General features: G+C 62.0%; 7 protein-coding genes and 2 pseudogenes. 7 read left to right on the top strand and 2 right to left on the bottom strand.

What is annotated here, in order from left to right:
• The first annotated feature begins 1 nt into the window (after position 1).
• The 7 genes and pseudogenes from ftsA (at position 2) to L0Z65_RS08740 (ending at position 10,045) form a co-directional block, all read left to right on the top strand.
• Positions 2–1,337 (top strand): annotated as a pseudogene (ftsA, locus tag L0Z65_RS08770) (cell division protein FtsA).
• 449 nt (positions 1,338–1,786) lie between these two features.
• Positions 1,787–3,583, top strand: coding sequence for a cell division protein FtsZ (gene ftsZ, locus L0Z65_RS08765; RefSeq protein ID WP_405106884.1), 1,797 nt, complete (start codon positions 1,787–1,789; stop codon positions 3,581–3,583).
• Between the two features lie 214 nt (positions 3,584–3,797).
• Complete coding sequence (lpxC, locus tag L0Z65_RS08760) at positions 3,798–4,733, top strand: UDP-3-O-acyl-N-acetylglucosamine deacetylase (protein WP_096788863.1); 936 nt, start codon at positions 3,798–3,800, stop codon at positions 4,731–4,733.
• Positions 4,734–5,307: 574 nt separating this feature from the next.
• Complete coding sequence (locus tag L0Z65_RS08755; RefSeq protein WP_024097905.1) at positions 5,308–6,156, top strand: outer membrane protein assembly factor BamD; 849 nt, start codon at positions 5,308–5,310, stop codon at positions 6,154–6,156.
• A 27-nt stretch (positions 6,157–6,183) separates the two neighbouring features.
• Positions 6,184–7,831, top strand: a pseudogene (gene recN / locus L0Z65_RS08750) (DNA repair protein RecN).
• Between the two features lie 114 nt (positions 7,832–7,945).
• Positions 7,946–9,637, top strand: a complete 1,692-nt coding sequence (locus L0Z65_RS08745) for a chloride channel protein (protein WP_405106879.1) — start codon at positions 7,946–7,948, stop codon at positions 9,635–9,637.
• Between the two features lie 216 nt (positions 9,638–9,853).
• The gene (locus L0Z65_RS08740) at positions 9,854–10,045 is read left to right on the top strand and encodes a hypothetical protein (protein WP_014879533.1); all 192 of its coding nucleotides are present in this window, start codon (positions 9,854–9,856) and stop codon (positions 10,043–10,045) included.
• Positions 10,046–10,450: 405 nt separating this feature from the next.
• Here the strand turns inward: L0Z65_RS08740 and L0Z65_RS08735 are convergent, their stop codons facing one another.
• Both L0Z65_RS08735 and L0Z65_RS08730 read right to left on the bottom strand, forming a co-directional pair.
• Positions 10,451–10,792, bottom strand: a complete 342-nt coding sequence (locus L0Z65_RS08735; RefSeq protein ID WP_405106873.1) for a DUF427 domain-containing protein — start codon at positions 10,790–10,792, stop codon at positions 10,451–10,453.
• A gap of 62 nt (positions 10,793–10,854) precedes the next feature.
• Complete coding sequence (locus L0Z65_RS08730) at positions 10,855–12,657, bottom strand: aminopeptidase P family protein (protein WP_405106870.1); 1,803 nt, start codon at positions 12,655–12,657, stop codon at positions 10,855–10,857.
• Between the last annotated feature and the right edge of the window lie 118 nt (positions 12,658–12,775).

Here is a 12,775-nt window from a genome sequence, read left to right as displayed (position 1 = left end):
CATGACCGATCTTTACCAATCCCAGCGCGCCATGCGGCAGATGCGACGTCAGGCGATGCAGCGCGGTGTTGTGGCCATTCTGGATGTGGGCAGTTCCAAGATCGCCTGTCTGGTGCTGCGCTTTGACGGTACCGGGCGGCTGAGCGAGGACAATTCCATCGGCTCACTGGCGGGGCAGTCGGGATTTCGGGTGATCGGCGCGGCCACCACCCGCTCCCGCGGGGTGCAGTTTGGCGAGATCACCGCCATGCAGGAAACCGAGCGCGCCATCCGCACCGCTGTTCAGGCGGCGCAGAAAATGGCTGAGGTGCGGGTGGATCACGTGATCGCCTGTTTCTCCGGGGCCAACCCGCGCTCCTACGGGCTGGATGCACAGGTCGATCTGGAAGGTCAGGTGGTGACCGAGAATGAAATCGCCCGCGTGCTGGCCGCCTGCGAGGTGCCGGAATATGGCGCCGGGCGCGAGGTGCTGCATGCCCAGCCGGTGAACTTTGCGTTGGATAACCGCTCCGGTCTGAACGATCCGCGTGGTCAGATGGGGCAGACGCTGGCCGCAGATATGCACATGCTGACGGTGGATGCGCTGACGGTGCAGAACCTCGTGCGCTGTATCCAGCGCTGCGATCTGGAACTGGCGGGAATTGCCTCCTCTGCCTATGCCTCCGGCTTTGCCGCGCTGGTTGAGGATGAGCAGGAACTGGGGGCGGCCTGCATCGATATGGGCGGCGGCTCGACCTCGATTTCGGTCTTCATGAAGAAACATATGATTTATGCCGATGCGGTGCGTATGGGTGGCGATCACATCACCAGCGATATCTCCATGGGTCTGGGGGTTCCGACCGCCAATGCGGAGCGGATCAAGACCTTCCATGGCGGGGTGCATGCCACTGGCGCGGATGACCGCGAGATGATCGACATCCATGCCGACACCGGCGATTGGGAGCATGATCGCCGTACAGTCAGCCGGGCCGAGTTGATCGGCATCATGCGTCCGCGTGTTGAGGAGATCCTCGAAGAGGTCCGTGCGCGTCTGGATGCGGCTGGGTTTGACAGCCTGCCCAGCCAACAGATCGTGCTGACCGGTGGGTCCAGCCAGATCATGGGTCTGGACGGGTTGGCGAGCCGTGTTTTGGGTCAGCAGGTGCGGCTTGGCTAAGCCTTTGCGCGTTCACGGCCTGCCGCAATCGGCGACCGGTCCCGGCTTTGCCTCCGCTGTTGGTCTCAGCCTGTTTGCCGCCCATCCGCAGGATGAGTGGTGGGATTTTGAAATGCCGGTGGATCGCAACGCCAGCGGCACGTTGAAGCGGGCGGTGAAATGGTTCCGCGACAACTGGTGAGCGGTGGTGTCCGGCAGGGCTGACAAGGGTCTGTCGTCACCTCGGGACCTGTGGTTGCAGGGCTTTCATTAATCAAATGTTAACGAAAAACTTCGCTGGCAAGGCGGTTTCGCGGGTGACAGCGAAATCCCGCCGCGTTAATATTCCGATAACGACCGCATCATGCGGCGCATGTAGGCCGAGCAGTGGCCACCAGTATCAGTGACGAGATGTGCTTTCGAGGGCTTTGGTTTTCGGGGGCTGACGTCATGTTGTGGTGTGTTGCGTGGCTTTCCACAGCATTTGCCAAAATCGGCGAAATGTCGCGAAATTAGACAATACTATGTCTATATTTTGTGGAAAATAGCGCTTTTTTGGATGACGCGACTCGTGCTGCGCGGTAGGATTGTCGCAAAGATGGACAGGAATAGGCCCTTGCGGGAGGGCTGATAAACACAGGCGGAACGAGCATGACCTTGAACCTTTCGATGCCCGGCCAGGAAGAGCTGAAGCCCCGGATTACCGTGTTTGGCGTCGGCGGGGCAGGCGGCAATGCCGTCAACAACATGATCGACAAACAGCTGGATGGCGTGGACTTTGTCGTCGCCAACACCGACGCGCAGGCGCTGCAGCAAAGCGCCTCCAAGAGCCGCGTGCAGCTGGGCATCAAGGTGACCGAAGGTCTGGGCGCGGGCGCGCGCCCTTCGGTCGGGTCTGCTGCCGCTGAAGAGAGCATCGAACAGATCGTGGATCACCTCGCGGGGGCGCATATGTGCTTCATCACCGCAGGTATGGGCGGCGGCACCGGCACCGGTGCGGCGCCGATCATCGCGCAGGCCGCCCGTGAACTGGGTGTGCTGACCGTGGGTGTTGTCACCAAGCCGTTCCAGTTCGAAGGCAACAAGCGGATGCGTCAGGCCGAGGAGGGTGTCGAAGCCCTGCAGAAGGTCGTCGATACGCTGATCATCATTCCGAACCAGAACCTGTTCCGTCTGGCCAATGAAAAAACCACCTTCACCGAGGCGTTCTCCATGGCGGATGACGTTCTTTATCAGGGTGTTAAGGGTGTGACTGACCTGATGGTCCGCCCCGGTCTTATCAACCTCGACTTTGCGGATGTGCGCGCCGTGATGGACGAGATGGGCAAGGCAATGATGGGCACCGGCGAGGCCGAGGGCGAAGATCGTGCCGTGCAGGCCGCCGAGAAGGCGATTGCCAACCCGCTCCTGGATGAAATCAGCCTCAAAGGCGCGAAGGGTGTTCTGATCAACATCACCGGCGCCCATGACCTGACCCTGTTTGAACTGGACGAAGCGGCCAACCGCATTCGCGAAGAGGTCGACCCGAACGCAAATATCATCGTGGGCTCCACCCTCGACACTGAGATGGAAGGCAAGATGCGCGTTTCCGTGGTTGCCACGGGTATTGATGCGGTCGACGTCCACTCCGACATTCCGGTGCCGCGTCGTCCGATGTCCGCGCCGCTGAAACAGACCGTAAGCGTTGAAGAAACCCGCAGCGCCGCGCCGCTGGAGCTGAGCACCCCGGTCGAGCAGCCCGTTGCCGCCACCGCAGAGCCGGTTGCCGCAGCGCAGGAAGAACCGTCGCTTTTCTCGGAATTCGACGACGGTCAGACCGCTGCCGAGGGCCACTACGAAGAGGTTCTGGAAGACGCAGGCGAACAGCTGGGCGCCGATGGTCTGCCTGCGCCAGCCTATCAGGGCACGCCTGCGCCGGAATTCCAGCCACAAGCGGATGTGGCCAGCACTCAGGCCGAAAGCTTTGTCGCGCCGAAGGCACCTGCGCCCGGCACGCCTTCGCCTGAGGCGATCGTGCGTCTTCAGGCCGCCGCACAGCGTGCGCAGCCTCAGCAGCCGATGCAACAGCAGGTCCAGCAGCCGCATATGCAGCAGCGCCCCTCGATTGATGCGGTTCAGCCGCGTGCGCCGCAGCCTCAGCAGGTGCAGCAGCACCAGCCTCAGCAGCAGCCCGCTGCAGCAGGTCAGGAACAGCGCCGGTTTGGCCTCAACTCCCTGATCCACCGCATGACTGGCAGCGCCGCTGAAGGCCAAGCTGCCAAGCCGCAGCAGCCGACGCGCCAGCAGCCGCCGGTGCAGCAGTCCCCGGTTCAACAGGCGCCGATGCATCAGCCCCAAGTTGCGCATCAGGGCCAGCAGGCGGCCCCGGCTGCCCAGCCGCAGCGTCAGGCCAACCCGGAGCAGGAGCGGATCGAAATTCCGGCATTCCTGCGCCGTCAAGCCAACTGAGCTGATCACATATAAGATAAAAAGGTCGCCATCTGGCGGCCTTTTTTCATTTTGTATCAGAGGTTTATTGCCGGTTGGGCAGTGTTTTGCCTATCTGTTACAGGGATGTTTCATTCCGTTACAAAGATTGAGTTGAGCCTGACGGAGTGACACCTTACCTCTGTTCCGCAACAAGGGCCAAGACTGCGGCCCTCCCATACGGAATGAGGCCAACGTGCAGAATACGCTTAAAGCATCAGTGACATTTGACGGGGTGGGCCTCCACTCCGGCAAACCTGTTCGCATGATCCTGAAGCCTGCTGCGGCAGGGCACGGCATCTGCTTCCGGCGCACTGACATTGCCTTGGGCAACACTCTGGTCCCCGCGCTTTGGGACCGGGTCGAGCGCACGCCGCTCTGCACACGTTTGGTCAATGCCTCCGGCGTTGCGGTTTCCACGGTAGAGCACATCATGGCCGCGCTGGCGGGCTGTGGCATCCACAATGCGATGATTGACATCGACGGCCCCGAAGTGCCGATCATGGATGGGTCTTCGGCCTATTTTGTTCGCGGCATCATGCAGACCGGCATTCAGCGTCTCGCTGCACCTGTCACCGCCTATCAGATCCTGAAGCCAGTGAGCGTCAGTCACGACGGCGCAACAGCGACCCTGTTGCCGAGCAACCGTCTGACCATCGAATTCCACATCGATTTTGCTGAGGCGGCGATTGGCCGTCAGAGCAAGACGCTGGATCTGCGCAATGGCGCCTTCGCGCGTGAGCTTTGTGACAGCCGCACCTTCTGCCGTCGCGTTGATGTCGAAAGCATGCAGGCCAATGGCCTGGCGCTGGGGGGTGTTCCCGGTGAGAACGCCGTGGTGTTTGACGGTCCCGAAGTCCAAAGCGGTCTGGGCCTGCGTCATGCGGATGAGCCGGTGCGCCACAAGATGCTGGATGCGCTTGGCGATTTGTCGCTGGCCGGTGGCCCTGTGTTTGGCCATTACATCGGTGACCGTGCTGGTCATTCGCTGACCAACACGTTGCTGCGGGCCGTGTTTGCAACACCCGGCGCCGTGCGTCAGGTGACGTGCGATACCGCGATGACAGCGCGCCTGCCCGGGCAGGGGCTGGTCTGGGCCGAGATCCCGACCGACGCGCGCCGCGTTGCGTAACTGAATTGAGGCTATCGGGCGGGAACGTCGGCTGGGGGGCCTGACGTTCGATCTGGGTTCCCCCGGCAAACGGGGCGCACCCGGCGCCAACCGGACCGCGCGCTGCAACGACAGCACATCGGTCATTTTCGGACAGAGCGAAGCAGCAGGCGTGCCGGGCACAGGCTGCACCTCCGTCCGCTTCTATACAGGCCCATGCGTTGGCGCAGCCCGACCGGAGCAGCTTGCGCCGGGGGCACCGGGGGGAGATCTTCGAGCCGTTCTTAGGCACAGACCCTTGAGGGGCGGGGCGGTTCGAAGATCACACCGGCGGATGCTGCCAACGGGTGTGCGTGACATGCCGCCGTGCTGAGCCTGTGTTACCTGATTTTGACCGCATGCCAGACCTTTGTTTTGCCGCGCCTTACTGCGACGGGGCGGGGCTGGGCTGCTTCATACCCTTGACCCCGCCGCGCTTTCTCTGCCAAGTGGGCTGGAAATCGGTTAAAGACGTTTTGCGCGTCAATTGAATGTGCTAGACCGGGCAGAACCGGGGTTCACACCCGTAAGTAAATGACGGTGAGGTTAGGCGGACATGATCGGCATGGGGGCGGCAGCCAAAACCATCGGCGCGGTTCTACTCGTAGCTGCGCTTTCGGGATGCGGCGGAGATGGGGGCGCGGCCAAGAGTTCGCAACCGCTTGAAGGCTTTACGCCGGAGCAGATCTACGAACGTGGTGAGTTCGAGATGGAGCGCAACCGGACCGAGGATGCGGCCTTCTATTTCTCCGAGATTGAACGTCTCTACCCCTATTCGTCCTGGGCCAAACAGGCCCTGATCATGCAGGCCTACGCCTACCATCTGGGCCGGGACTATGAGGACAGCCGCGCTGCCGCGCAGCGCTATATCGACTTCTATCCAACCGAAGAAGATGCCGCTTATGCGCAGTATCTGCTGGCACTGAGCTATTATGACCAGATCGACGAAGTGGGCCGCGATCAGGGGCTGACCTTTCAGGCGCTGCAATCGCTGCGCACTGTGATCGAAGTCTATCCCGACAGTGAATACGCCAGTTCAGCGATCCTGAAATTCGACCTCGCCTTTGATCATCTGGCGGGCAAGGAAATGGAGATCGGTCGCTACTACCTGCGCAAGGGGCATTATACCTCTGCGGTGAACCGGTTCCGCGTCGTGGTCGAGGATTTCCAGACCACCACCCATACCGCAGAAGCGCTGCACCGTCTGGTGGAGGCCTATCTGTCGCTGGGACTGGTGAATGAGGCGCAGACCGCCGGTGCCATTCTGGGCCATAACTATCAATCGACCGAATGGTATGAGGACAGCTTCAAGCTGCTGACAGACAACGGGCTGAAAATGCGCGATGTTGGCAACAACTGGCTGAGCCAGATCTACCGTCAGTCCATCAAGGGGCAGTGGCTGTAATCGCCACGTCCGCAATGGGGCCGGGCCATGCTGCGCGCGCTTGATATCCGCGATATCCTGATTATCGACCATCTTGAGCTGAATTTTCAGCCGGGATTGAACGTGCTGACCGGGGAAACCGGCGCCGGTAAGTCCATCCTGCTGGATTCGCTTGGGTTTGTTCTGGGCTGGCGGGGCCGTGCGGAACTGGTGCGTCAGGGCGCCAAACAGGGCGAGGTTCTGGCCGAGTTCGACCTGACCCCGAACCATCCTGCCCATGCGGTGCTGGCGGAGGCCGGGTTGCCCGGTGGCGACACGCTGTTGTTGCGCCGGGTGAACACCGCTGAGGGGCGCAAGACCGCCTGGGTCAACGACCGGCGCTGTTCCGGCGAGGTGCTCAGGGCACTGTCCGACACATTGCTGGAGCTGCACGGCCAACATGACGACCGGGGGCTGCTGAACCCGCGCGGCCACCGCGCCATGCTGGATGAATTCGCGGGGCTGGGCGACATGTTGGCCACCGTGCGAGATCGCTGGGCCACGGCCAGCCGGGCACGAAAGGCTGTCGAGGAAACCCGTGTCGCGCTGGAGGCCATCCGCGCTGAGGAAGATTTTCTGCGCCATGCGGTGGCAGAACTGGACGCGCTGGACCCACAGCCCGGCGAGGATGCCGCGCTGGATCAGCGCCGCCGTGAGATGCAGTCTGCCGAACGCATTCGCGGTGATATCCAGCGTGCGCAGGGTATTCTGACAGACGGCGCCGAGGCGGCACTGGGGGATGCGCAGCGGTGGCTTGAAGGGGTCTCGGATCAGGCGGAAAATGCGCTGGATGCGCCAATTGCCGCGTTGCTCAGGGCGATGATTGAACTGGGCGAGGCGCAGGACGGCGTTGCCCGGGTGCTGGACGGGCTGGAGTTCAACCCCGGTGAGCTGGAGGAGAGCGAAGAGCGCCTCTTTGCGATCCGAGCGCTGGCGCGCAAGCATGATGTGCTGCCGGATGATCTGGGTGGCTATGCCGAGACGCTGCGCCGGAAACTGGCGGCGGTTGACGCCGGTGATCAGGATTTGGCCAATCAGGAAGCCGCATTGGCCGAGGCTGAGGCCGCCTATGCAGGCGCTGCCGCGCAACTGTCAGCCGCGCGCCGCGAAACGGCTGCTGCGCTGGATACCGCAGTGATGGCGGAGCTGGCGCCGCTGAAGATGGAGCGGGCAGTGTTTGAAACACGGCTCACCGATGCGGAGCCGGGGCCGGAGGGCAAGGACGCTGTTGCCTTTACCGTGGCAACCAATCCGGGCGCGCTGAGCGGGGCCGCTGAACAAGATCGCGTCGGGCGGTGAGTTGAGCCGCTTCCTGCTGGCGCTGAAGGTGTGTCTGCGCGGTGAGACGGGCAATCAAACGATGATCTTCGATGAGATCGACCGCGGTGTTGGCGGTGCCACCGCCGATGCTGTTGGACGGCGGCTGAAATCGCTGGCTGAGGGCAGTCAGGTTCTGGTGGTGACCCATTCACCGCAGGTTGCCGCACAGGGCGCGCATCACTGGCGGGTCCAGAAACAGGTGATTGACGGCCAGACCCTGTCGCAGGTGGTGCCTCTGGATGAGGGCGAGCGCGTTGATGAGCTGGCGCGGATGGTTTCTGGTGATACAATCACCCCAGAGGCCCGCGCCGCTGCCAAGGCGCTGCTGGCGGGCTGATGTAAAACTGTCGCTCTGGCGGCCGTAAGCGGTTGAGTTTTCACGATGGTTTAACCACCCTGTCGATAGTCTGCCGCTGAAAGAGACAAGAACGACACCGGGACAATCGGGTTCATGCCACAGACCATTCGCTCCGTTATTTCTGCCCAGTTCACTCAGGGCGTGGCCGGAGCGCGGGATGTCTGGCGGGTGTTGCGGCATCGCGGCCCAAGCCAGATACAATTCTGGTTTATCGCTTTGCTGATCGGGATTGCCGCCGGATTCGCGGCGCTGTTCTTTCGCAAGGGGATCACGGTGTTTCAGGCCTGGGTCTACGGCGCGGAAGATGTGAATTTTCTGCATAGTTTTGCGCAGGGCATGCCGTGGTACTGGCTGGTGGCGATCCCCACGCTGGGTGGACTGGTGGTTGGGTTGATCCTGCACCGGTTTACCCCCGACGCCCGCGTCCGCTCCGTTGCGGATGTGATCGAAGGGGCAGCGCTGGGAGATGGCCGGGTAGAGATGCGCGCCGGGCTGGCCTCGGCCTGTGCGTCCTTCCTGACGCTCAGCACCGGAGGCTCAACCGGGCGGGAGGGACCGGTGGTGCATATGGCCGGGGTGATCTCGACCTGGGTCAGCAACCGCATTCAGGCGGATGGCATCACCGGGCGCGATCTTCTGGGCTGTGCGGTGGCGGCGGCGGTCTCTGCCAGTTTCAATGCGCCCATCGCCGGGGCGCTGTTTGCCTTGGAGGTGGTGCTGCGGCATTTTGCGGTCCATGCCTTTGCGCCGATTGTGATTGCCTCGGTCGCCGGGACAGTGATCAACCGGCTGGAATACGGCGATGTGACCGAATTTGATCTAATCACGCCGGGCGCGCTGCAGTTCTATGTCGAATTGCCAGCCTTTCTGATGCTTGGGCTGATCTGCGGGCTGGTGGCGGTGGTGCTGATGCGCTCGATTTTCTTCGCCGAGCAGATCGGCAATGCGTTGCAGGACCGGTTGCAGCTGCCGCGCTGGCTGCGCCCGGCGGCGTCGGGTCTGCTGCTGGGCGTGATTGCGGTGTGGTTCCCCCATATTATCGGCGTCGGTTATGAGACCACGGTTCTGGCGCTGACAGGGGCGTTGGTGTTGCATCAGACGATCCTCTTTACGGTAGTCAAAACCGCCGCTGTGGCGATCACTATGGGCGGACGCATGGGGGGCGGGGTGTTTTCCCCCTCGCTGATGGTGGGCGCGCTGACCGGATTGGCCTTTGGGCTGATTGCAACGGCGGTGCTGCCGGATGTCTCGGGGACGCACACGCTTTATGCCTTTGCCGGAATGGGGGCGGTGGCGGCAGCTGTTTTGGGGGCACCGATTTCCACCACGTTGATTGTGTTTGAGCTGACAGGCGACTGGCAAATTGGCTTGGCGGTGATGGTGGCGGTGTCGATGTCGACGGCGCTGGCCTCGCGCATTGTGGATCGGTCGTTTTTCCTCACCCAGCTGGAGCGGCGCAATATCCACTGTGCCGCAGGTCCGCAGGCCTATCTGCTGTCGATGCTGCGCGCAGGGGCGGTGATGCGGCCGATGGGGGATCCGCGCTGTGCCAGCGCCGAAGACTGCGCCGTGTTGATTGAACAGGGGCTGTCGATCCGGGCCTCCGCCTCACTGGAGGCCGCGATGCCGATCTTCGATCGGGCGGAACTGATGTATCTCCCGGTTCTGGCTGAGGCGGAAGGTGGCGACAATCCGCCGAATCTCATCGGGGCCCTTTACCACATTGATTCGCTCAAGGCCTACAACCGCGCATTGGCCGCAGCGGCTGCCGAAGAGCACAGTTGACGGCTGAAAACTGCGGCAGCTCAGCGCCGGTTTGCGACATTTCCAACAAAGGAGCCGCGCAAATGTATGTATACCCGCAAAAGACGATCTCGAATATGTGATATTTCTGAAACGGGTGTCCGCTTTTTTTCTTAAGTAATTTTAACCTTTGTCGGCGCGGCCACTTAATTATGGTTAACATAACGATAATGGTGATCATTCTTCGGAAGTGAAAACATGCAACACAATAAAATCAGCCCGACAGAGGCTGAACACGTGGCGAAGGCAGTAGAGCAGGAAAACGAACGCGCGTCTTATGAGGCGTTGATCGACTATGTTGTTCAAAGTGCACGAGATGCGCAGATGTTCTGCACAGGCGAGTCTGTAGAGGCGGCGCGTGAGCATCTGTGCCAAACGATCCTCAGCTAACCGCCACGGTGTTTCAGTCGGCTTATATTGGTTTGTTAATTGGTATTGTTTCTATTTCTTCAGATCCGCTTCTAAGGATCTAAAAACGGCCCCGGTAATACACAGCACTAATCGATCAAATTGATCGTTATACGTGCGTTTTGCGTGCCGCGCTTTGCGACAGGCGGCTGGCCCGCGGCTGCTCTGCTTGTGAGTAGGGGTCGTTTTTCGACCAGATTTACGCTGTGCCGCCCTGCGGTTTCCGGATCCGTCAGCATCTGACTACGACCCGGCGTCCCCTTGGTGTGCAGGGCTTCTGACCGCCCGTAGATCTGGGCGAAAGCTTGCTTATTCACAAAGAAGGCGCCCCGATATGGGACGCCTGCGAGATGTGGGCAGCGTATTCCTGCCGATGATTTTCGGGTCTCAGATCTGTTCAACCTTGACCGTGTCTCCGGTGACAAAGGCGAGGTGATCTTTGATCTCGGCCACGGCGTCGAGTGGATCTTCATAGCTCCAGACGGCGTTTTCCGTCACCGAGGATTTGTTCACGATGGAGTAGTAGCTGGCGTCGCCCTTGCTCGCGCAATGGGTGGTCTTGTCACTGCGGTCCAGGAAGGCGGTTGCGATGTCACCGCGCGGAAAATAGATGACGGGCGCCAGATCGCCCTCGCTCAGCTCAAGCGCGTTGCTGCTTTCGCCAAGCACTGCGCCACCGGAGCGCACCACCCAGGTGCCTGCTGCCTTGCGAATTTGGATCTTTGTCATGGTCTTTTCCTTCACGTCGTTCGTCACGGATCAATATCGTCTTTGGTTGTAACACTGCGGTATCACAGTGGTGCCGTAGCGGCATCCAGCCAGCGTCGCGCCGGGGCTGTTACGTTGGGTCCAATCTTGTCGGCCACAGCCGCATGATAGGTGTTCACCCAGTCCCGCTCTGCCGTTGTGAGCATCTCTGCGACGATCAGTCGCCGGTCCAGCGGGGCGTAGGTCAGGGTGCGCCAGCTCAGCATCTCACGGTCTGCGTCGGCACTGGCCAGCTCAGGGGCCGGTTCTACCACCAACAGGTTTTCAATGCGAATGCCAAAAGCGCCTTCGCGGTAATATCCCGGTTCATTGGATAGGATCATGCCGGGGTCCAGGGGAACGGCGCCAGCGCGGCTGAGCCGCTGGGGGCCTTCGTGAACGCTGAGGAAGGCACCGACCCCGTGGCCAAGCCCATGGTTGAAATCCTGTCCGGCCAGCCAAAGTGGCATTCGGCCCACCGCTTCGATGTCGCGCCCGGCGAGACCTTTGGGCCAGCGCAGCCGCGACATGGCAATCATGCCCTGAAGGACGCGGGTATAGGCATCCCGGGCGTCCTGCGGTGGGGTGCCGATGGCGAGGGTGCGGGTGATGTCGGTGGTGCCGTCCAGATATTGCCCGCCGCTGTCGAGCACCAGAAGGTGGCCTTCGTCCAGCGTGGCATTGCTGTCCTCGCTGACGCGGTAGTGAATGATTGCGCCGTTGGGGCCGGTGCCGGAGATGGTCTCAAAGCTGATGTCGCGCAGTTTGGGATCCTTGCGCCGCTCCGCTTCGAGGTGTTTGACCACGTCGATTTCGGTGACCGTACCGGCGGGCTGCGCATCGAGCCAGGCGAGGGTTTCGACCACCGCTGCCCCGTCGCGTAGATGAGCGGCGGCGCTGCCCTCGACCTCGGCGGTGCATTTGCGGGCCTTGGGCAAGGCGCAGGGATCACCGGCTGCGACCAGCGCATCGCCGAGCTGATCGGCGACGATCTGGGGCAGGGTGGTCAGGTCAGCGGCGACGGCGGCATTCCGGGCCTGAGCAAGGTCCGCCACCGCCGGGAGGAAGGCCGCAGGCGTTTGCACGGACACATCCGGGCCGAGATGTGCGGTGACGTCAGCCAGCTTTTCTGCGGCCATGAACAGATCCACCCGCGCGTCGGCGTGCAGAATGGCAAAGCCGTGGGCAACCGGGTTGTGGGCGATATCGCTGCCACGGATGTTCAGCAGCCACATGATGCTGTCAGGCAGGGTGATCACCGCCGCGCTCTGACCCGCGTTGCGCAGCACCTCGGCCAGAGAGGTGATCTTGGCGGCGGCGGTTGTGCCTGCGTAGTCAACAGGATGGGCGATGACGGGTTGCATGGGCGGGGCGGGCTGATCGGGCCAGATGCGGTCCACCAGATTGTCGCATTGGACGAAGTCAAAACCATGGTCGCCCAGTGAGGCTGTCAGCGCCTGGATCTGGCTCGCCGAATGCAGCCAGGGGTCATAGCCGATGCGTCCGCCCTCTGGCAGCTGTTCTTTCAGCCAGTCGGCGAGCTGCACCTCCGGCCAATGGACCGGGGTGTAGACCTCTGCCACCTGCTGTTTCACCTGCGTGCGATAACGCCCGTCGATGAAGACGCCTGCGATGTCGCGCAACACGGCGCAGAAACCGGCCGAACCGGTGAAGCCAGTGAGCCAGGCCAGCCGCTCATCGCCGGGGGCAACATATTCGCCCTGATGGGCATCGGCGCGGGGCACCAGAAAGCCGTCCAGCGCCTCCTTTTGCATCTCCGCGCGCAGCGCGTTGAGCCGGGGCGGGCCTTGGTCCGGGCGGGTCGCTACGTCAAAGGTCTGGAACATCGGCTCCCTCCATCTGTTTCGGGTGGTCCGCGACGGTCGGTCAGGGCGCAGCGACCGGCCCTTCCGGGAGGGTGTTGCGCGACGTCGGCAGGAACAAGGAAATGACGCGGCAATCATG

Source organism: Phaeobacter sp. BS52 (assembly GCF_045040595.1).
GTDB classification, from domain to species: domain Bacteria; phylum Pseudomonadota; class Alphaproteobacteria; order Rhodobacterales; family Rhodobacteraceae; genus Phaeobacter; species Phaeobacter piscinae.
The sequence above is the reverse complement of the archived record's forward strand: the minus strand, read 5'-3'. Positions and strand labels throughout refer to the sequence as shown.